Consider the following 19,888-nt stretch of genomic DNA (forward strand, 5'->3'; position numbering starts at 1 on the left):
GATCGTCCGCACAGCGCGGGATGACGAGAAGAGACGCATGAGCCATCTGCTGCTACTGACGAACTCGAACGAACCGTCTGACCACGTTCTACCTGCCCTCGGGCTCCTCCTGCACTCCGTGCGGGTGGCGCCGGCGGAGGCGGGAGCGCTCCTGGCGTCCGGTGCGACCGGGAACTCGAACGCGCCCATCGACGCCATTCTGGTCGATGCGCGAACCGACCTGGCAACCGCCCGTAACTTCTGCCGCCTGCTGGACACCACGGGGTTGGAGTGCCCGTTGCTGGTGGTCCTGACCGAGGGCGGCGTCGCCGCCCTCACCCCCGACTGGCAGGTCAACGACTTCATCCTGGCCACCGCCGGGCCCGCGGAGGTCGAGGCGCGGCTGCGCCTGGCCGTGGGTTCGGCCGAGGCCGGGACCGACGACCCCGACGAGATCCGCCGCGGCGACCTCGTCATCGACGAGGCGACCTACATCGCCCGACTGCGCGGCCGGATCCTGGACCTGACCTTCAAGGAGTTCGAACTGCTCAAGTTCCTGGCCCAGCACCCGGGCCGGGTCTTCACCCGGGCCCAGCTGCTCCAGGAGGTGTGGGGCTACGACTACTTCGGCGGCACCCGCACCATCGACGTCCACGTGCGGCGCCTGCGGGCCAAGCTCGGCTCGGAGTACGAGTCCCTGATCGGCACCGTGCGCAACGTGGGCTACCGGTTCGTGCCCGACCCGGTCGCCAAGGCGGCGCAGGCACAGCCGGCCGAGGACGTGGAGCTCCCGTCCGCCCGGGCCTCGGAGCCCACGCGGTAGGAGTGCGGTGCGCGCGACGGTCCGCCGTCCGCGACACACGCCATGAGCACCGGGGCGCCGCGCACTCGCGCGAGGCGCCCCGGACTCGTCCTGTCCGGCCCGCGTGGCCCGCGCGGGCCACGGCGGAGGTCACGCGCGTGTCCCCGCTCGGTGACGACCTCGAACCACACCCTGTGCAGGGCTCGTGTAACTGAGCGAGAACGCCTAGGATCTGTGGCGCACCCGCACGCAGGGTCGTCTGGCGCGGCGAACGCCCCCCGGGCGGGTGAGGCAAGTCAGGCGCATCGCCCTAAGGAGGGACCCGCCCCGATGCCCACCACCGCCGCGAGCGCTCACATGCCCCTCAGACGTCGCTTCGGTATCCCCCTCTGCGCGGTCTTCGTCGGATCGAGTCTCGTCGCCCTGGCCACGCCGGCCAACGCCGAACCGAGCCCTTCGCCCTCGTCCTCCACCGAGCCGAGTTCCTCGGCCTCACCCTCGCCCAGCCCCTCCACCCCTCCTCCCACCCCCTCGGCCGCGGCCGCGTTCGACCGCTCCGCCGACCGGGTGCGACTCGGTTCGGCGGCGGAGCCCAACGCCGTCACCGCGACCAACACCGGCGACGCGTCGATCTGCCTGGTGAGCCTGACCGTCGAGATCCCGGAGTTCTCCGTCGAGGGGTTCTCCGCCCAGCTGGTCGAACCCGGACAGGACGTGAACGCCGGACAGGTCACCGGCTCGCCCCGACGGGACACCGACGTGGTCGCCACGCTGGCGTACGCGCTCGCCGACGCCGAGACCGGCTGCTCCTCGATCGACTCCGCGTCGGTCGTGACGACGTCCACGGGCGCCTGGTCGGTCGCGGTGTACCACCCCGAGCCCTCCCCGACCCCGACTCCCACCCCGACCCCGACTCCCACACCCTCGCCGCCCGACCCGCCGGCCGGGAGCGAACGCCCCACGCCCTCCCCCACGGAGCGGCCGACGGGCGGCACCGGCGGTAACGACGGCACGGACGGCTCCGGCTCCTCGTCCCCGCCCTCCACGCCCTCGAACAGGCCCTCCACGTCCGCGACTCCCAGCAGCCCGAGTTCGTCGAACTCCTCGAACGGCTCCGGCTCCGGCGGGTCGAACTCCGGTTCCGGCTCCGGTTCCACGCCGACCTCGCGGTCCGGTGTGGACGACGTGCCGACCAGCGACTCCGACATCCCGACGCTGCCTCGGAACGAGGCCGACCTCCCGGAGATCTCCGGGGGCTCGGAGGACCTCGCCGACCTGCCGCTGGTGACGCCGTCCTCCGGCGAGGACGAGGGCGCCGGCGAGGACGGCACCGAGGTGGCGGCCGACACCAGCGACCTGGGCCCCAACTGGGCTCCGGCCGTGCTGCTGGCAGCGCTCCTGCTGGCCCTGCTCCTGGCCACGCCGCTCGCTCCGGCCCGCAGGGTCCGGATCGGCGCCGGCTACCAGGGCAAGCGCCGCAAGGGCTGACCGGCCTGCGGCCCCCACGCCCCGATCCCCCGTCCGCGCCGCGGGCGGGGGATCGCCGTGTGCGCGGAATGCTGCGAAAAGCACGGCCGAGTCCGACACAGCGCCCGACGCGGGGCCTGGCGCACGCCCCCGCGCACCCGGGGACGTAGGATCTCGCCCCATGAGTACCCCGCTGGTCACCGACGACCTGGCCCGCGAGCCCGCCGACGACGTCCTGGCGATCGCCGAGGCCGCCCGACGCGCGGACGGCGTCGCCCCCCTGTCCGAGCACACCGTCCTGCGCGTACGCCACGGCGCCCCCTCGGGGAGCAGCCGCTTCCACGTGATCACCGTCGAGGGCCGCGTGGTCGGCTTCGCGTTCATCGAGCGCGTGGACGGCGAGCCCGACTCCGGTGAGATCGTGGTCGACCCGGCCCACCGCGGCCGCGGCCACGGCAAGGCCCTGCTGCACTCCGTCCACACCGACGCCGGTCCCCACGGCGTGCGGGTGTGGGCGCACGGCCGGACCCCCCAGGCGTCCGCGGTGGCCGCCGCCGACGGCTGGCGCCCGGTCCGTGAACTCCACAAGATGCGCATGCCGCTGCGCGACGTCCCCGCCGACGCGCCCGGCGGCCCCTGGGCGGTTCCGGAACTCCCCGAACCCGACCTGCGCCCCGACGTGGCCGCCCGGGTGCGCGTGCGGCCGTTCGTGGTCGGCCAGGACGAGCAGGCGTGGCTGGCCGCCAACGCCCGCGCGTTCGCCGACCACCCCGAGCAGGGCCAGCTCACCCTGGACGACCTCCTCCAGCGCGAGGTGGAGGACTGGTTCGACCCGCACGGCTTCTTCCTCGCCACCACCACCGACGGCTCGGTCGCCGCGTTCCACTGGACCAAGGTCCACCAGGACGGCGCCGGGCTCTCCGACACCGAGGCGGTCGGCGAGGTGTACGCGGTGGGCGTGGACCCCGACTGGCAGGGCAGCGGTCTGGGCCGTGCGCTGACCCTGGCCGGCCTGCGCCACCTCCGTGACGCCGGGCTGCCCTGGGTGCACCTGTACGTCGACGGTGACAACGAGGCGGCGGTCCGCCTCTACGAGTCCCTCGGCTTCGGGATGTGGGACACCGACGTGATGTACGCACCCGGCGACTGACCCCGCACGGCCCCCGCCCGGACCGCGGAGGAACCGCGGCCACCCCCCTCCGGCACGTGCCGATCGTCACATTCACCGGAGCAACCACCTTCCGCCACGGGAGTGCGATTTGCCGTTCACCTTCCGTTCACCTTCCCTGGGACAACTGGTCACCTAGGCCGCCTACCTTCACATTCGGTGCGACACGGCCATTGCGCGCGAGATGGCCGTGACACGTTGGACCTCCACCGACCACATCCGCGCCACAGCGGGCTCCGGGAGGCAGAATGCGCACCGGAGCCACCCGGTCCCACCGGAACCACCACGCGCCGAGACCCGGCACGCGCGGACGAACCCGTTCGTACCGGGCGAACCGCCCCGAACCCGAACCGGAGCACCCATGACGACCACGGACGCGCCCGAGGCGGCCCCACGGCCGCCCGCGGGCCGGCGCCGGATCGGTGACGCCGCCTTCGCCGGGCTCGCCCGAGGCTCGGGCCTGCTGATCCTGGCGATCCTCGCCGGGGTCGCCGCGTTCCTGCTCATCCAGGCGTGGCCCTCCCTGTCCGCGAACACGGCGAACTTCCTCACGTCCGACGTGTGGGAGGCCAACGAACGGGAGTCGCCCGCCTTCGGCGTCGGCATGCTGGCGTTCGGCACCGTGCTCGCCGCCGCCATCGCCCTGACGCTGGCCACTCCGGTCGCCATCGGGATCGCGCTGTTCATCGTCTACTACGCCCCCCGCAGGCTCGCGTCCCTACTCGGGTACCTGGTGGACCTGCTCGCCGCGATCCCCAGCGTCGTCTACGGCCTGTGGGGCATCGGCTTCCTGGCCCCGCAGCTCGTCCCCCTCTACGAGGGGATGGCCGAGCACCTGGGCTGGATCCCGCTGTTCGCCGGACCCGCCTCCACCTCCGCGCGCACCATGCTCACCGCCGGCATCGTGCTCGCGGTGATGATCCTGCCGATCATCACCGCGATGTCGCGCGACGTCTTCCACCAGGTGCCCCAGGGACACCAGGAGGCCGCGCTGGCCATGGGCGCGACGCGCTGGGAGATGATCCGGCTGGCCGTCCTGCCGTTCGGCAAGTCGGGGATCGTCGGCGGCGCGATGCTCGGCATGGGCCGCGCGCTCGGCGAGACCATGGCCGTGGCCATGATCCTCTCGCCCTCGCTGATGATGTCCTTCCACCTGCTGCAGAGCGGCAACCAGACCATCGCCGCGCACATCGCCCTCCAGTACCCGGAGGCCACCGGCTACGGAGTGTCCGCGCTGATCGCCGCGGGCCTGGTCCTGTTCGCGATCACCCTGGCCGTCAACATGGGCGCGCGCTACATCGTGGCGCGGGGCAGCAAGGAGTCCTGATGAGCACGACGACCACGCAGCCCCCCGAGCCCGACGCGGGCCGGGTCGAGTTCGACCTGCGACGCGGCGCCCTGCCGCACCGCTTCCCCGCCGTCCTGCTGGCGTCCACCGCCGCGGTCGTGGCGGGGGTCCTCCTGGCCTTCTCCACCTTCGGGTTCGCCCTGTGGGCGATCCTGACCGCCGTGGCCTACACCGCCATCGTCGTGACCGCGTCCGCGCGGGTGGAGGGCGGCCGCAAGGCCACCGACCGACTGGTCACCGCGCTCGTCTACGGGTGCTTCCTGCTGGCCATGCTGCCGCTGGTGTCGGTCCTGTGGACCGTGGCCCAGAACGGCATGGCGCGGTTCGACGCCTACTTCCTCACCGTGTCGATGAACGGCGTGCTCCCGAGCATGGACGCGGGCGGCGTCTACCACGCGATCGTGGGCACGCTGGCGATCACCGGCATGGCCACGCTCATCGCGGTGCCCATCGGCGTGATGTGCGCCGTCTACCTCGTGGAGTACGCGGAGGGCCGGCTGAAGCGCGTCATCACGTTCTTCGTCGACGTCATGACCGGCATCCCCTCCATCGTCGCCGGACTGTTCGTCGTGGCGCTGTGGATGATGCTGTTCGGTCCGGGGCACACCAACGGCGCGGCGGGCGCGATCTCGCTGGCCGTGCTGATGATCCCCGTGGTGGTGCGCTCCAGCGAGGAGATGCTGCGCCTGGTCCCCCGGGACCTGCGCGAGGCCTCCTACGCCCTGGGCGTGCCCAAGTGGCGCACGATCACCAAGGTGGTGCTGCCCACGTCCGCCGCGGGACTGACCACCGGAATCATGCTCGCCATCGCGCGCGTTATCGGTGAGACGGCGCCGTTGGTCCTGACCGCCGGGTCCTCGGCGGTGTCGATCAACTGGAACCTGTTCGACGGCCAGATGATGAGTCTCCCGGTCTTCATCTACTCCCAGGTGCGCATGGGCGACGCCGTCAACTACGAGAGGGCCTGGGGCGCCGCGCTGACCCTGATCCTGACGGTCATGCTGCTGTTCTTCCTGGCCCGTCTCATCGGCCGACTGTTCGCGCCCAAGTCCCGCTGACCACCGCCCACGCTCCGCGCGCGGCACCTGAACTCACGAGGAACCATCCAGTGGCGAAAAGAATCGACGTCTCCGGCCTCCACGTCTACTACGGCGACTTCCGCGCCGTCGAAGACGTGTCGATGACCATCGAGCCGCGATCGGTGACGGCGTTCATCGGCTCGTCCGGCTGTGGCAAGTCCACCTTCCTGCGCACCCTCAACCGGATGCACGAGGTCACTCCGGGCGCCCGCGCCGAGGGCAAGGTGCTCCTGGACGACATGGACATCTACGGCCCCGACGTGGACCCGGTCATGGTCCGCAGCGAGGTCGGGATGGTCTTCCAGAAGGCCAACCCGTTCCCGACGATGTCCATCTACGACAACGTCATCGCCGGCGCCAAGCTCAACAACAAGCGGATGAGCAAGGCGCAGGCCGACGACCTGGTCGAGGGCTCGCTGCGGGGGGCGAACCTGTGGGAGGAGGTCAAGGACCGGCTGAACAAGCCCGGAGCGGGCCTGTCCGGCGGTCAGCAGCAGCGCCTGTGCATCGCGCGGGCCACGGCGGTCAAGCCGTCGGTGCTGCTGATGGACGAGCCCTGCTCGGCCCTGGACCCGATCTCGACGCTGGCGATCGAGGACCTCATCCACCAGCTGAAGGAGGACTACACGATCGTCATCGTCACGCACAACATGCAGCAGGCGGCGCGTGTGTCCGACCGCACGGCCTTCTTCAACCTCTCGGCCCCGGGCAAGCCCGGCAAGCTGATCGAGATGGGCGAGACGAACCAGATGTTCACCCGCCCGGAGCAGAAGGAGACCGAGAACTATATCACCGGCCGCTTCGGATAAAGCAGCGGTGTGCGCCCGGTGATGGTGTGGCCGCCTGGATAACCCCAGCTCAGAGCTCTGATCCCGAGGTGATGCGGGGCCCGTGTTCCGGTAGGTTCTCTGGAATCCGAACCGTGAGGAGCTCCCCCATGACCGTGCCCTTGGTGATCGACACCGACACCGCCCAGGACGACTGCGTCGCCCTCCTGGTGGGCCTGCTGGATCCCGCGGCGGACCTGCGCGCCGTCACCATGGTCGCCGGGAACGTCGGCTTCGACCAGCAGGTGCGCAACGCCTTCCTCACGCTCAACGTGGCGGACCGCCACGTCCCGGTCCACCTCGGCTGCCGCGCGCCGCTCACGCGCCCCTGGGTGAGCGCGGAGAACGTCCACGGCGACGGCTCCGGCGGGCTGCGAATGGACCAGACCGGCCTGGAGCCCGAATCCGAGCACGCGGTGGACGCGCTGATCCGACTGGCCGCCGAGCACCCGGGCGCGTTGTCGGTCGTGGCGATCGGCCCGCTGACCAACATCGCGATGGCCGCGGCCAAGGACCCCGCGTTCGTCCGCAACGTGGGCGCGCTCTACGTCATGGGCGGCTCCAACAACGCGCGCGGCAACATCACGGCCGCCGCGGAGTTCAACTTCTTCGTCGACCCCGAGGCCGCCAAGGCCGTCTTCGCGGCCGGTTTCGAGATCACGGTGATCCCGTGGGACCCCCTGACGCTGCGCGACGCGGTGTTCGGCCAGGAGCGCCTGGACGGGATCGCCGCCCTGGGCACCCCGCTGTCCGACTTCTTCACACGGGTGTGCGGGCCGACGCTGGAGTTCGACCGCAGCGTGGGCATCGACGGGACCACGCACCCCGACTCCCTCACCGCCGCCGTCCTGCTCCACCCGGAGCTGGTCCTGCGCACCGGCCGCTACCACGTGGACGTGGAGACCGCCGGTGAGCTGACCCGCGGCTACTCCGCGATGTCGTGGGGCGTGCACGGCCTGGAACCGAACGCCACGGTGGTCGAGGCGGTCGACGCCGATGCCTTCTACGAGTACCTGGCCGCGTTGTTGTCCCGCCCCACCGAACCGCGTCGTCCGATCCAGGGACTGTGATCCAGGAGGATCGCTGGTCGCCCTCGGGCCGCTCCCGACGGGCGGCCCTGGTGGGTCAGGCGCCGTAGGGAACGGCCTCGACGAGGGTGACGCTCACGGTCTCGCCGCTGGGGACCTGGTAGGAGCGCTGCTCCCCGCGGGCGGCGCCCAGCAGGGCCCGGCCCAGGGGCGAGCCCGGTGAGTAGACGCTCATCGCCTCCCCCGACACGCCCTCGCGAGCGCCGAGCAGGAAGGTCTCCGTGTCGGGGTCGCCGGCGTAGCGGATGGTCAGGACCATGCCGGGCTCGGCGACACCGTCGTCCGGCGGAGCCTGACCGATGACGGCGTCCCGGAGGAGGTCCTCGATCTTGTGGACGCGCGCCTCACGGGCGTCGGGACCCTCGACGAGGTGGATCCCCATCCTCTCGGCCTCGGCGGGTTCCGCCGTGCCCTGGAGCACCGCGAGCTCCACGGTGAGCCGACGGTGGGCACCCGGAGTGATCCAGACGCGGCTGTCGTTGGACATCATGTTTCTCCCCTTGGAAGTGGAAGGGCGCCCGACCGACGATGCGGCGGGGCGCCCGGTGGACGAGACGGTCGTTCACCGGAGTGGATCGAAGGGGCGCAGTGCCTCGGGCGGATGGCCCGTGGCGATCGCTCGGGCCAGCATGCGGCCGGTGGCCGGGCCTTGGGTGAAGCCCCACATGCCGTGTCCACCGGCCACGTACAGGCCGGGGATACGCGTCTCGCCGATGATCGGCAGACCGTCCGCGGTGACCGGGCGCGAGCCCACCCATGCGTCGGTGCGGCCGGCCAGGTCGACCCCGGTCAGATAGGGCTCCGCCGAGGAGGCGATCGCCGAGATCCGTCCCTCCGACATCGGGGCCTCGATATCGCGGAACTCCATGGTTCCGGCGACCCGCAGTCCCTCCGCCAGTGGTGTGCAGGCGACTCTGGCCTCTGGCAGGTAGAGCGGCCCGGGGACCGGTGTGTCGGTCGGCACGGTGAAGCTGTAGCCGCGGCCGGCCCGCAGTGGGACGGTGACGCCCCAGGGACGGCCCTGGCGGCCGAGCCAGGCGCCGGTGGCGACCACCACGGCGTCCGCCGTCTCGGTCTCGCCATGCGCGGAGCGGAGACGGAAACCGTCCCCACGGGCCTCCACCCCGGTCACCCGGAACCCCTCGACGACGCTGCCCCCGCGGGAGCGCACGGCGTCGGCGAGCGCGTGGGTGAACAGACCCGGGTGAACGTGGCGCTGGTGGTCGATCCGGACGCCGGCGCGGACGGTGTCCGACACGAACGGGCTCTGTGCCCGGACGGCGCCCCTGTCCAGCGCCGCGTAGGACAGCGGGAGCCCCGCGGCCCGCATCCGGTCCAGCTCCGCGAGGAGGTGGACGGCGCGCTTCTCACCGCTGAAGAGCGCGGTGACCGGCGCGTCCTCGATCTTGGGCCCGTCCTGCAGGCCCACGCCCGCCTCGACGAGTTCGGTGAAGGCGTCCAGGCTCACGGAGCTGAGCGGTGCGTTGCCGTGCAGCGCCCGTTCCCAGGTGGAGCGGCGGCTGTTGAACGCGAAGGCGGCCAGGAAGCCGAGCAGCCCGGTGTCGGTGGTCGGCGGGATGGACAGCGGGGACTTCGGGTCCAGGACCGCACGCACGCCGTGGCCGAGGACCGACGGGTCGTTGAGCGGGATGGTCAGTCCGGGCGCGATCCAGCCGGCGTTCCCCCACGAGGCGCCGGAGGAGACCGTGTCCCGTTCGACCACCGTGACCCCGACCCCGTACCGCTGGAGGAACCACGCGGTCGACAGGCCCACGATCCCGGCGCCGACGACGGCGACGGTACGCGGAACGTCCGCGCCCCTACCGGCCATGACCTCTCCCTGTGCACGACGACAAGAAGGCACTGTGCGCCCTCTGTCACCACAGTGTGCACGGGAACCTCGGACCGTCCTTTGTCCGATCCACACAATCTCGGCCTACGCTGGAGTCGGTTCACGACAAGAGGGAGAACGCTGTGGTCCTTCTGGACCGGTTGGTCACCATCCTCGGTACCTATGGAGCCAGGTTGGTCGGTTCGCGCCCCGCCCCGGGCACGGTGCTCCGCGGGGTGGCCCTGCACGACCCCGGTTCTCCCTGCCGGGAGGAGGGGGACATCCTGCTGGCGGTGGGTGTGGACGACTCCTCGCTCGCGGTGGAGCTGGCCGAGCGCGCCGGCGCCGTGGCGGTGCTGGTGCGCCCCGCGGAGTCCGCCGGGGACCTGGAGTACACCGAGGCCGCCGCGAACGCCCGCGAGCGGGGTGTGGCCCTGGTGGTCGTGGACCCGTCGGTGTCCTGGGGGCAGGTGGCCGGTGTGGTCTACGGGCTGGTGTTGGAGGGCGGCGAGACCGAGGCGGGGCGCGGCCCGGCCGACCTGCCCGCGCTCGCGGACACCATCTCGGAGCGGGTGGAGGGGCCGGTGACCATCGAGGATCCGCGTTATCGCCTCCTGGCCTACTCGCAGCGGCAGACGGACGCCGACCGGGCCCGGTGGGACACCATCCTGGGGCGGCGGGTCTCGGACGAGCTCCAACGCCATATGGAGCGCACGGGGGTGACCGCGCACCTGGAGTCCTCCGCCGAGCCGCTTCACCTGCCTCCGGCACCGGCTCTGGGCCTGGGCGGGCGCACCACGGTGGCCGTTCGCGTGGGTCGCGAGTTCCTCGGTTCCCTGTGGGTCGTGTGCGATCGGCCGCTGGGAGAGGAACGTTCCGCGCTGCTGGCCGAGGGGGCCCGGACCGTGGCCCTGCACATGCTGCGCACCAGGGTGAGCGCGGATCTGGAGCGGCAGGTGGAGTCCGACCTGGTGAGCCGCTTGCTGGAGGACGCCATGGACCCCACCGAAGCGGCGGGGAGACTGGGGTTGGCCGCGACGGCGCACCGGGTGCTGGCGTTGCAGGCGCACACCCCCGACGAACGTCACTCCGCCACCCTGATGACGTTCGAGCGGGCCACCACCGGCTTCGGCTGGTCGCGGCCCGGCCGAAGCACGGTGTTCGGCAGCACCGTGTACACCGTGCTGCCGTGCGGACCCGATCCGGCGCCCGCCCGTGAGTGGCTGGCCGCGACCACCCGGGGGCTGCCCTCACACGTGACGGTGAACGCCGGCATCGGCGGCCCGGCGGACCTGGCGCGGTTGCCGTCCAGCCGTCGTGAGGCCGACGAGAGCCTCGCGCTGCACGCCTCCCGGCCCGGTGGCGTGGATCGCCCGGTGCCGGCCTACGACGAGTCCTGGGACGAGGTGCTGGTGCACCGACTGCGCATGGCGTCGTCGTCCGGGCGCCGGCCCGTCGACGGCCCGGTCGCCGACCTGGTCGCGCACGACGCCGAGCACGGCACCCGGTACACGCAGACGTTGCGCGCCTGGTTGGGCGCTCTGGGCGACCCGAACGGGGCCGCCCGGGAGCTCGGAGTGCACCCGAACACCGTCCGGCATCGGATGCGCAGGATGGCGGGGGTCGCCTCGCTGGACCTGGACAGCCCCCGCGCCCGGTTGGCGCTGGCCATCACCCTGGAGGCGTACACGGAACCGTCCACCTGAACGTCGGGGGTCTTCTGTTCGGGCGCCGTCGGACAGCGCTTTCTCGATCGGCGCCCGAACACGCCTCGCAGGAGCAGGGTCGGCGGGTCAGCTGTTCTTGACGACGATCGTCTCGACGGTGTTGGCCACGTGCTCGAAGGCGTCGGCGGCCGTCTCCAGCTCCTCGATGACATCCTTGAGCTTGAGCACCGTCAGGGCGTCGTACTCGCCGCCGAACAGGCGGGCCAGGAGCTTGCGGTAGATGCGGTCGGCCTGGTTCTCCAGCTGGTTGATCTCGATCCAGTACCGGGTGAGGTCCTGGAGGGTGCGCAGTCGGGGCATCGCCTCGGCGGTGAGTTCCGCGGCGCGCTCCAGGACCTCGATCTGGTCGATGATGCCCTTGGGCAGCCGCTCGAGCCCGTACAGCCCGATCAGGTCGACGGCGGCCTCCATGGAGTCCATGACGTCGTCCAGGTTCGAGGCGAGCCGGTAGATGTCCTCCCGGTGGATGGGAGGTGCCGAGCTCTTGTTCAGCCGACGCATGATGGCGTGGGTCGCGTCGTCGCCCGCGTGCTCGCAGGCGCGCATCTTCTCGGTGATGGCCTCTCTGTCGGCCCCGTCGCTCATCAGCTCCACCAGCAGGCGGGCCGCGATGACCAGGTTGTTCGCCGAGTCGGTGAACATCTCGTAGTAACTGTCATCACGCGGGCGCAAGCGCAGGCGCACGTCTTCTCCCGATGGTGCGGTGGTCTTCCTTGGTGGATGGTAAGGGCGCTGACCAGCTGGACCAGCTCGACAGCACGAGGCGGCGCGGCTTCTACCCCGAGGGGGAACGGGGCACTCCGCGCCGGGTCACCCCTTGTTCATCTGTCGATGTCCGTGCGTGGAACTCGATGGCACACGGGTTCCATCGCAATCCTCCCAATCTCAACAACACCGGGACGCTTCGGGACGCTACCGTCTCGTGCCCGTACTGGCCAGCGGTGCGCTGAGACAGGAATCACCCAATCGTGCGGACAAGGTAGGACCGGCCCCCGCGATCCGTCCGATGTCCACCTTCGGTCCATTCCCCCGCAATGACAAGTCCCAGTTGAGTTAACGGGATCGTTCGCCCGCCGTGATCAGGGCCACCGAAGTCCCTGCCACGGCCCGGACCGCGACCGGTCGGGGAGCCGGGCGGAGTGAGCGATAACACTCCGCCGCCCAGCCGCCTCCGGCGCGGCAGCCTAGGGTTTGGTCATGCCCACCCGTCACCCACCACCGCCCGAGGACCGCTCCGCGCAAGAGCGGGCCTCCCTCAACGGACGCCGCCGGCGCGGTACCCCCGCTGCGATGACCGCGAGTGCGGTGCGCCGGCTGCGCGCCGCCCTGGACGACCAGCTCGACGCGCTCGGCGAACCGCCCTTCCAGGGCGGGGACGAGGAGGCCTGCGCCGCCTGCGCCCTGGCCGTCCTGCGCTCCCCCGAGCCCCTGCGACCCGCGGTCAAGGCCGCCGTGCGCGCCACCCTGGCCGTCCTCGCCGCACGGGCCCCCGGCAACAGCCTGGAGGTCCGCGTCCCGCCCTACGGGGCCGTGCAGGCGGTCGAGGGTCCCCGGCACACGCGGGGGACGCCGCCCGGCGTCGTGGAGACCGATCCCCTCACCTGGCTGCGGCTGGCGACCGGCCGGGCGACCTGGTCGGAGGCCCTCGCCGAGCACCGCGTCCAGGCCAGCGGAGCCCGTTCCGACCTGTCCGAACTCCTCCCGTTGTGGTCGGATCATCCCCCGGGTGGTCCCGACCCGGGGACCAGGCACTAAGCTGTGGGTGTGTCGTACTCCGACGGCCGGCTCTCCATGGACCACGATCCGCTCGAACGCGGCCCGCAGGACGCCTGCGGTGTATTCGGGGTCTGGGCTCCCGGCGAAGAAGTCAGCAAGCTCACCTACTTCGGCCTCTACGCGCTGCAACACCGCGGTCAGGAATCCGCGGGCATCGCACTGAGCGACGGGGAAAGGATCGTCGTCTACAAGGACATGGGACTCGTCTCCCAGGTCTTCAACGAGGCGACCCTGGACTCCCTGCGCGGCCACCTCGCGATCGGCCACTGCCGCTATTCCACGACCGGTTCCCCGGTCTGGGAGAACGCGCAGCCCACCTTCTACTCCGCGCGAGAGGGGGGTCTGGCGCTCGGCCACAACGGGAACCTGATCAACACCCCCGAACTGGCCGCCATGCTCCCGGACTCGCGCAGGGGCGCCACCACGGACACCGAGGTGCTCACCAACCTGCTGGCGGACTACGCCAACGGCGAGGGGCGCACCATGGAGCAGGCGGCCCGCGAGCTCCTGCCCAAGGTCCAGGGGGCCTTCTCCCTGGTGTTCATGGACGAGCAGACCCTCTACGCCGCGCGCGACCCGCAGGGCATCCGCCCGTTCGTGCTGGGCCGCCTCGGCGAGGCCTCCAACGCCGGCGGCTGGGTGGTCGCCAGCGAGACCGCCGCCCTGGACATCGTGGGCGCGACCATGGTCCGCGAGATCGAGCCGGGTGAGCTGCTCACCATCGACGAACGCGGTGTGCGCTCCCAGCGCTTCGCCCCGGCGCAGCGCAAGGGCTGCCTGTTCGAGTACGTCTACCTCGCCCGCCCCGACACCACCATCGCCGGGCGCAACGTCAACTCCACCCGGGTGGAGACCGGCCGCCGCCTCGCCAAACAGCATCCGGTCGAGGCCGACCTGGTCATCCCCGTGCCCGAGTCCGGCACCCCGGCCGCGGTCGGCTACGCCGAGGCCAGCGGGATCCCCTTCGCCCAGGGACTGGTGAAGAACTCCTACGTGGGGCGCACCTTCATCCAGCCCAGCCAGACCCTGCGCCAGCTGGGCATCCGGCTCAAGCTGAACCCGCTGCGCGAGGTCATCGAGGGCCGCCGCCTGGTGGTCGTGGACGACTCCATCGTGCGCGGCAACACCCAGCGGGCCCTGGTCCGGATGCTGCGCGACGCGGGCGCCGCCGAGGTGCACGTGCGCATCTCCAGCCCGCCCGTGCTGTGGCCCTGCTACTACGGGATCGACTTCGCCACCCGGGCCGAGCTCATCGCGTCGAACCTGTCCGTGGACGAGATCGCCGCCTCGGTGAACGCCGACTCCCTGGCCTACATCGACCTGGACGAGCTCATCGCCGCGTCCGAGGTGCCCAAGGACAACCTCTGCCGGGCCTGCTTCGACGGCGTGTACCCGATCGAGGTCGACGCCGACTCCCGCGGCAAGTTCCTGCTGGAGAAGTCCTGCGGCACGCCCAAGGACGAGAAGCTGGCCACCAACTGACGAGCCGTGCGGCGGAACGGTGCCGGGCACCGGTCCGCCGCGGCCGGGCCGCGGCGTGCCCTGGAAGGGGAGCGCCGGGCCCGCACCACCACCCGAACACAGCACGAGGAGAACTCGCGTGGCAGCCGACAGCACAGGGGCGACGGGCGCGTACGCGGCCGCGGGCGTCGACATCGCCGCCGGTGAGCGCGCCGTCGACTTGATGAAGCGCCATGTCGCGCGGACCCGACGGCCCGAGCAGGTCACCGACGCCAGCGGCTTCGCCGGCCTGTTCCGCCTGGACACGGCCAAGTACAAGGACCCCGTCCTGGCGACCTCCACCGACGGCGTGGGCACCAAGGTGATGCTCGCGCGGACGATGGACAAGCACGACACCATCGGCATCGACCTGGTCGGGATGGTCGTCGACGACCTCGTCGTCAGCGGCGCCGAGCCGTTGTTCATGACCGACTACGTGGCCTGCGGAGCCGTGGTCCCCGAGCGGATCGCCGAGATCGTCGGCGGGATCGCCGAGGGCTGCGCCCAGGCCGGGTGCGCGCTGATCGGCGGCGAGACCGCCGAGCACCCGGGCGCCATGGAGCCGGACGAGTACGACCTGGCGGGCGCGGGCACCGGTGTGGTCGAGGGCGACGCCATCCTGGGCCCGGACCGGGTGCGCGAGGGCGACGCGGTCATCGCGATGGCCTCGTCGGGACCGCACTCCAACGGCTACTCGCTGATCCGCCACATCGTGGACCGCGCCGGGCTGGACCTGCGCGCGCACGTCCCCGAACTGGGCGGCGTCCTCGGTGAGGTCCTGCTCACGCCGACGCGCGTGTACGCCAAGGACTGCGTGGCGCTGACCGCGCGGGTGGAGGTGCACGCCTACTCGCACGTGACCGGCGGCGGGCTGGCCGCGAACCTGTCGCGTTCCCTGCCCGACCACCTGGACGCGCGGCTGGACCGCTCGACCTGGATGCCCGAGCCCGTCTTCGGCTACCTGGCGCAGAAGGGCGAGGTGGCCCGCGAGGACATGGAGGCCACGTTCAACATGGGCGTGGGCATGGTGGCGATCGTCGCGGCAGGCGACGCGGAGCGCGCTCTGGAGGTGCTCGCCGAACGCGGCGTCACCGCGTGGCGGCTCGGTGATGTGGTGCCCGGTGCCGGCCAGGCGACCCTGACCGGCGACCACGGCAACGCGTGACACAGGCCGCGCACCGGACTCCTCGGCTGAGGACGCCCCTCCCCCACCGCGGAACGGCCCTGGGCCGGTGGTGGGCGACACGAGGGTGCGAACATAGCCGGTGCGAACCACGAGCGTGGTTCGCACCGGCTATATCCACCTGCTGCCCGCTGCCTCGGTTGAGCCAGCGGAGTCACAGGTCAGCGGTTGTTGTCCGAGCGACCTGAAAGAACCGGACCGACGACTTCTACTTGTCGGAGTCCGAGTACTTATCGGCTAGATCCGCGTAACGGTCGACCAGGTCGTCTGGAGGATCTCCGTAGGAGTCGTCCGGACCCGACGGCCCGGAGGGAGACCCCTCGTCCTCAGCGACACCCAGCTCCGACCGCAGCCGATCAAGGTCGGTCCCGCCGGAGCTGTACTTGAGCTTCCGGGCGACCTTCTGCTGCTTGGCCTTGGCTCGGCCGCGCCCCATTGGCTCGACCCCCTCAACGATTGGGTTCCGACGAACCCCAGATCACTTACTAACCCGCACTATCGGGCTGACGGCCGTCAAACGCGACTGACGACAGGCGCCAGCTTACGTACACGTACAACCGTACCTGGTCGGGCCCCGCCCTGCCTACGCCACCCGGGTGTGACGGGTGTGGTCCACGACCGACCTCGCCTGCGGCCAGGGGAATTCGGTGGGTGCCACGCACCACGATTTGTGCCACGATGCGATCGTGCTGCCCTACACCGCCTACCTTCGCGTCTACCAGCCGATCGACGCCTTCCCGGTACGCGACCGACGGTACTGGGAGAAGTACTCCATGTCCTCGGAGCGACCGCGCAGGATCAACGCGCTGTCCGCCGAGCACACCGCGAGCCTGCGCAGACTCATCGCAACGCCGCCCGTGGTGGCCCCGGCCGAGGAGAGCGGGGACGCCTACCTGCGCCGGGTCGACGAGCGCCTGTACGTGTGCCCGTGGCAGACCCGGCTGCGCTCCTGGCGTGCCTTCGCCGAGTTCACGACCACGATGCCGGTGGCGGTCAGCGAGGCCTTCGTGCCCCTTGCGGAGGCGGAGCGGGTGGAGGAGGACTACCAGGAGTGGAAGGGCTCGGGGGCCCAGGTGCGCCCGGGCATCCTGTCGAGCAACTGGACCATCCCCGTCGCCTGGTTCGTGCCCTTCGAGGAGCGTGAGCGCTGCCTGGTGCTGTCGGCGAACTCCACCCGGACGCTCCTGTACCTGACGCGGACCTCGATGGCCAGGCGGCGCCTGGAGCACACCGTGGCCGTGCTGCGGGAGCACCTGGGCACGCACGCGGTGTCGGCCTCGACCGAACAGCTGGTCGACTGGCTGTCGCTGACCGCGCACCCGAACTCGCTGCTGGAGCTGGACTACGGCGGCCTCCCCCACCTGCTCAGCGACGAACACCTCAGTGACGACCACTCCGTGGGCGAGGTCTCGGCCGCCGTGGAGGCACTGGCCAAGGGCGACGCCGAGATGGTGACGGCGCTGCGCCGGCGCATCACGCGGCGCTGGAGGTCGGTACGCGCCCTGGAGCACGCCAACTGAGGGTCATCGCTCTCCCACGTTTTCGCGGACACGCAGGGGGTCGGTGTCGTGAAAAAAGTGCGCCGCCGACGGTGCGCCACGCCGTGTCGCAACCTGGTACACCAGGTTTCTTCGGGTTCGTCTCGGGACTTTCCGCACGTGACGACGGTGCGACTTCGGACGCCGACGATGCTCCACATCAAGCGTGGTGAAACTGGGCATAACGCCCGATAGGGATCGGCTTAGACTGTAGCCGTCCCCTCACGTACCGCACTCTGTGTCACCACGAAACCCTTGCCACGTCGGGGATCCGCGTGGCTCCGTCCGCCACCCGGGACCGGCGGCACTCCCGCCCGCCATCCCACCCCTCCTCCCCTCAGACCGCCGCCGACCAGGGACGCCGCCACAGGCGCCCACCTTCGGAGGAGGGGTTTCGGTCAAGCCCACGTAGCACTTCGGACTCTCCGGATCGAGAAAAACGAGGCCCGAGAACGAAGTTTTGACCGAATACGCCACATGCCACTAAACGTGTCGCTAGAATCACTTAGCGTGACGCGGCCACGGGCGGCTTTCTTTGGCCTCCCACGTGCAAAGTTGCTTGGAGTGGTCGCACAATCACCTCGGGTGATGCCAATATAGACCTAGAGGAAATATTGGACATCCGGGTCAAGTGCCAGGATGAAGGCTCAAGGATCGGCACACAGATCCAGGAGGAGAGGCCGTACACATGTCAACTCGCACGCCCGAGGCGGAGCCCCTGTTGACCCCCGCCGAGGTTGCCACCATGTTCCGCGTGGACCCCAAGACCGTGACACGCTGGGCCAAGGCGGGCAAGCTGACCTCGATCCGCACCTTGGGCGGACACCGCCGCTACCGCGAGACTGAGGTCCGTGCCCTGCTGGCCGGAATCCCCAGCCAGCGTACGGAGTGATCTCCCCGGTCTGTGCCGATTCCGGGGGGAACGGCCGGACGTACTCCGGCTGATGACGAAACGAAGTTCGGGCGGCGCGAGGCCGGGTGGAGAGCCCGGGTGAAAGTCGGCCAGTGCAGTGCGAGGGCGGGTCTTCGGAGAACGAAGACCCGCCCTGTGCGTTCACTCCCGGTGACGACCCGGACCGCTTCCGCGACCGATGGTCGGCTAGTCCCCGATCTGGTCATCCAGCGCGGTGGTGCGCTTGCGGGCCAGGAAGGTCGCGGCCGCGCCGCCGCCGACCGCCACCACGGCCGCGGTCACCAGGGCCGCCAGCGAGCTTCCCGTCGTCGCCAGCCGGCTGTCGGTCGCCTTCGGCGCGCTGGTCGGGTTCGGACTGGCATCGGTGCGCCGGTCCGTGGGATCGGGCGATCCGACGGCGTCCCCGAAGGTGGAGCCCAGCGCCCAGGCGTCGGCGAAGTCGACGCTGAGGACGTCCTCCACGTCCTCGCCGACCTGGATCCACACGGTCAGCGCCGTGCGCACGCCCTTGCCGGTCCAGTCACGGTCCTCGTCGTCGAAGGTCGCCTCCGTGGCCGCGAACCGCACGCTCACGGGCACGGTCTCCAGCACGTCGCCGTCCTCGCCGAGGATCTCCAGGGTGTCCTCCACGGTGACGCCGTCCTGGTCCACCGACCCGACCGGGACCCCGAACGCGGTCAGGTCGCCGTGCCGGAGGGAGGCGTCCGTCGTCCCGTCGAACGCGGCGTCGGCGGTGCCGGTCACCTCGGACAGCGTGAACTCGACCGTGTTGTCGGTCCCGGAGGCGGTCCGGCTGTTGGTGTCGTCCAGCACGACCACGTCCTCGTCGGCGTCCTCGCCGTCGCTCGGCGAGGCACTAGGTGAGGGCGACTCCGCGGCGGGCCCGGACGAGGGCTCCCGCCGGGGTTCGTCCTCCTCCACCGGTTCCTCGGGCTCCGGTCCGCTCTCCTCCGCGATGACCGGGCCGTCGGACCCGTCACCGGAGTCCGGAGCGGTCCCGGGGTCGGCCTGGACGTCGTTCTCGGGCTCCGAGGACGGTGAGGGCGCGGAGCTCTCCTGCGCGCTGGGGCTCGCGGACGGCCGCGCCGCCCCGTCCGGGAGGTCGAGCAGGCCGAGGTCGGCGAGGTCGTCCACGCCGAGCCGGACGGTCGCCGAGTCCACGGTCGACCGGGCGCTCGCGCCGTCCGTGTCGACGACGGCGCTGCTGCGTCCCCGTACGTCGGCGTAGTCGGCCAGGGGCCCGAAGAGGGCGTCCGCGGGGGTGTTCTCCTCGGTGTCACCGCCGAAGCCGATGACGGTGGAGTAGCCGGTGACGAGGTCGCCGTCGGCCACCCAGGACTGGGCGTGGCCCCACACGAGGGGGGTGGCGGAGGCGGTGGCGGGGGCCGCGGAGACGGCACCGAGCGCACCCAGGGCGATGAACAGGGTGCCTCCGGCGAGAACGCGGCGGGCGGTCGGTCTGTGGGGGGTCACGACTTCGCTCCTGTTGCATCTGGGGGATGGCCCGGTCGGCGTGTGCCTGTCGTCGTTCGCGGTGACCGCGGGTCGGGAGGGATCGTCCCCCCGGCGCGGCCGTCCGGGCCTTCGGGGTACCGAAGTGCCCCACGGCGAGCCTAGTCCGTGGACCACGACACGGGAAGCGGCCCGTGCGGGGTGCCCGGC

General features: G+C 71.2%; 18 protein-coding genes. 13 read left to right on the plus strand and 5 right to left on the minus strand.

Going from position 1 to position 19,888, the window contains the following annotated elements:
* The first annotated feature begins 37 nt into the window (after positions 1–37).
* The 7 genes from DFP74_RS08555 (at position 38) to DFP74_RS08585 (ending at position 7,740) form a co-directional block, all read left to right on the plus strand.
* A complete protein-coding gene (locus DFP74_RS08555) occupies positions 38–802 on the plus strand; it encodes a response regulator transcription factor (RefSeq protein WP_121181198.1) in 765 nt (254 codons plus the stop codon).
* A 309-nt stretch (positions 803–1,111) separates the two neighbouring features.
* The gene (locus tag DFP74_RS08560; protein ID WP_121181199.1) at positions 1,112–2,269 is read left to right on the plus strand and encodes a hypothetical protein; all 1,158 of its coding nucleotides are present in this window, start codon (positions 1,112–1,114) and stop codon (positions 2,267–2,269) included.
* Between the two features lie 160 nt (positions 2,270–2,429).
* Entirely contained in the window at positions 2,430–3,398 is a 969-nt protein-coding gene (gene mshD, locus DFP74_RS08565) for a mycothiol synthase (protein ID WP_121181200.1), read from the plus strand.
* A gap of 379 nt (positions 3,399–3,777) precedes the next feature.
* Positions 3,778–4,743 carry a phosphate ABC transporter permease subunit PstC gene (gene pstC, locus DFP74_RS08570; RefSeq protein ID WP_121181201.1) on the plus strand — a complete coding sequence of 322 codons (966 nt, stop codon included), beginning with the start codon at positions 3,778–3,780 and terminating at the stop codon, positions 4,741–4,743.
* Positions 4,743–5,822 (plus strand): phosphate ABC transporter permease PstA, encoded by a 1,080-nt coding sequence (gene pstA / locus DFP74_RS08575; protein ID WP_121181202.1) that lies wholly within the window; start codon positions 4,743–4,745, stop codon positions 5,820–5,822. The genes pstC and pstA overlap by 1 nt, the downstream gene beginning before the upstream one ends.
* A gap of 50 nt (positions 5,823–5,872) precedes the next feature.
* Entirely contained in the window at positions 5,873–6,652 is a 780-nt protein-coding gene (gene pstB / locus DFP74_RS08580) for a phosphate ABC transporter ATP-binding protein PstB (protein WP_121181203.1), read from the plus strand.
* Positions 6,653–6,780: 128 nt separating this feature from the next.
* Entirely contained in the window at positions 6,781–7,740 is a 960-nt protein-coding gene (locus tag DFP74_RS08585) for a nucleoside hydrolase (RefSeq protein ID WP_121181204.1), read from the plus strand.
* Between the two features lie 55 nt (positions 7,741–7,795).
* Here the strand turns inward: DFP74_RS08585 and DFP74_RS08590 are convergent, their stop codons facing one another.
* Both DFP74_RS08590 and DFP74_RS08595 read right to left on the minus strand, forming a co-directional pair.
* Positions 7,796–8,245, minus strand: a complete 450-nt coding sequence (locus DFP74_RS08590; RefSeq protein WP_121188130.1) for a GreA/GreB family elongation factor — start codon at positions 8,243–8,245, stop codon at positions 7,796–7,798.
* 75 nt (positions 8,246–8,320) lie between these two features.
* On the minus strand, positions 8,321–9,685 hold the full coding sequence (locus DFP74_RS08595) for an FAD-dependent oxidoreductase (RefSeq protein WP_370013358.1): 1,365 nt from the start codon (positions 9,683–9,685) through the stop codon (positions 8,321–8,323).
* 47 nt (positions 9,686–9,732) lie between these two features.
* Between DFP74_RS08595 and DFP74_RS08600 the strand changes: the two genes are divergently transcribed.
* Entirely contained in the window at positions 9,733–11,295 is a 1,563-nt protein-coding gene (locus tag DFP74_RS08600; RefSeq protein ID WP_121181205.1) for a CdaR family transcriptional regulator, read from the plus strand.
* A gap of 87 nt (positions 11,296–11,382) precedes the next feature.
* Here DFP74_RS08600 and DFP74_RS08605 read toward each other — a convergent pair whose 3' ends face one another.
* Positions 11,383–12,000 carry a DUF47 domain-containing protein gene (locus DFP74_RS08605; protein ID WP_053616805.1) on the minus strand — a complete coding sequence of 206 codons (618 nt, stop codon included), beginning with the start codon at positions 11,998–12,000 and terminating at the stop codon, positions 11,383–11,385.
* A gap of 606 nt (positions 12,001–12,606) precedes the next feature.
* On the opposite strand from DFP74_RS08605, the gene DFP74_RS08610 reads away from it, so the two are divergent.
* The 3 genes from DFP74_RS08610 to purM all read left to right on the plus strand — a co-directional run bounded on the left by DFP74_RS08610 (position 12,607) and on the right by purM (position 15,757).
* Positions 12,607–13,071, plus strand: coding sequence for a sterol carrier family protein (locus tag DFP74_RS08610; protein WP_121181206.1), 465 nt, complete (start codon positions 12,607–12,609; stop codon positions 13,069–13,071).
* 9 nt (positions 13,072–13,080) lie between these two features.
* Entirely contained in the window at positions 13,081–14,574 is a 1,494-nt protein-coding gene (gene purF / locus DFP74_RS08615) for an amidophosphoribosyltransferase (RefSeq protein WP_121188132.1), read from the plus strand.
* 118 nt (positions 14,575–14,692) lie between these two features.
* A complete protein-coding gene (gene purM, locus DFP74_RS08620; RefSeq protein WP_121181207.1) occupies positions 14,693–15,757 on the plus strand; it encodes a phosphoribosylformylglycinamidine cyclo-ligase in 1,065 nt (354 codons plus the stop codon).
* Between the two features lie 226 nt (positions 15,758–15,983).
* On the opposite strand, the gene DFP74_RS08625 is transcribed toward purM, so the two are convergent.
* Positions 15,984–16,211: a DUF3073 domain-containing protein gene (locus DFP74_RS08625; RefSeq protein ID WP_121181208.1), complete on the minus strand. Its 228-nt coding sequence runs from the start codon at positions 16,209–16,211 to the stop codon at positions 15,984–15,986.
* Positions 16,212–16,461: 250 nt separating this feature from the next.
* Between DFP74_RS08625 and DFP74_RS08630 the strand changes: the two genes are divergently transcribed.
* On the plus strand, positions 16,462–17,295 hold the full coding sequence (locus DFP74_RS08630) for a hypothetical protein (protein ID WP_199725555.1): 834 nt from the start codon (positions 16,462–16,464) through the stop codon (positions 17,293–17,295).
* Positions 17,296–18,001: 706 nt separating this feature from the next.
* Positions 18,002–18,205: a developmental transcriptional regulator BldC gene (gene bldC, locus DFP74_RS08635; RefSeq protein ID WP_013155387.1), complete on the plus strand. Its 204-nt coding sequence runs from the start codon at positions 18,002–18,004 to the stop codon at positions 18,203–18,205.
* Between the two features lie 207 nt (positions 18,206–18,412).
* On the opposite strand, the gene DFP74_RS08640 is transcribed toward bldC, so the two are convergent.
* Positions 18,413–19,699, minus strand: a complete 1,287-nt coding sequence (locus DFP74_RS08640) for a hypothetical protein (protein ID WP_121181210.1) — start codon at positions 19,697–19,699, stop codon at positions 18,413–18,415.
* Between the last annotated feature and the right edge of the window lie 189 nt (positions 19,700–19,888).

Origin of the sequence: Nocardiopsis sp. Huas11 (assembly GCF_003634495.1) — a bacterium.
Lineage (GTDB): Bacteria > Actinomycetota > Actinomycetes > Streptosporangiales > Streptosporangiaceae > Nocardiopsis.

Excerpts from the sequence above, each read along its gene's own strand:
- DFP74_RS08555 (WP_121181198.1), top strand. The coding sequence starts at position 38 with ATGAGCCATCTGCTGCTACTGACGAACTCGAACGAACCGTCTGACCAC.
- DFP74_RS08560 (WP_121181199.1), top strand. The coding sequence starts at position 1,112 with ATGCCCACCACCGCCGCGAGCGCTCACATGCCCCTCAGACGTCGCTTC.
- mshD (WP_121181200.1), top strand. The coding sequence starts at position 2,430 with ATGAGTACCCCGCTGGTCACCGACGACCTGGCCCGCGAGCCCGCCGAC.
- pstC (WP_121181201.1), top strand. The coding sequence starts at position 3,778 with ATGACGACCACGGACGCGCCCGAGGCGGCCCCACGGCCGCCCGCGGGC.
- pstA (WP_121181202.1), top strand. The coding sequence starts at position 4,743 with ATGAGCACGACGACCACGCAGCCCCCCGAGCCCGACGCGGGCCGGGTC.
- DFP74_RS08585 (WP_121181204.1), top strand. The coding sequence starts at position 6,781 with ATGACCGTGCCCTTGGTGATCGACACCGACACCGCCCAGGACGACTGC.
- DFP74_RS08590 (WP_121188130.1), bottom strand. The coding sequence starts at position 8,245 with ATGTCCAACGACAGCCGCGTCTGGATCACTCCGGGTGCCCACCGTCGG.
- DFP74_RS08610 (WP_121181206.1), top strand. The coding sequence starts at position 12,607 with ATGACCGCGAGTGCGGTGCGCCGGCTGCGCGCCGCCCTGGACGACCAG.
- DFP74_RS08625 (WP_121181208.1), bottom strand. The coding sequence starts at position 16,211 with ATGGGGCGCGGCCGAGCCAAGGCCAAGCAGCAGAAGGTCGCCCGGAAG.
- bldC (WP_013155387.1), top strand. The coding sequence starts at position 18,002 with ATGTCAACTCGCACGCCCGAGGCGGAGCCCCTGTTGACCCCCGCCGAG.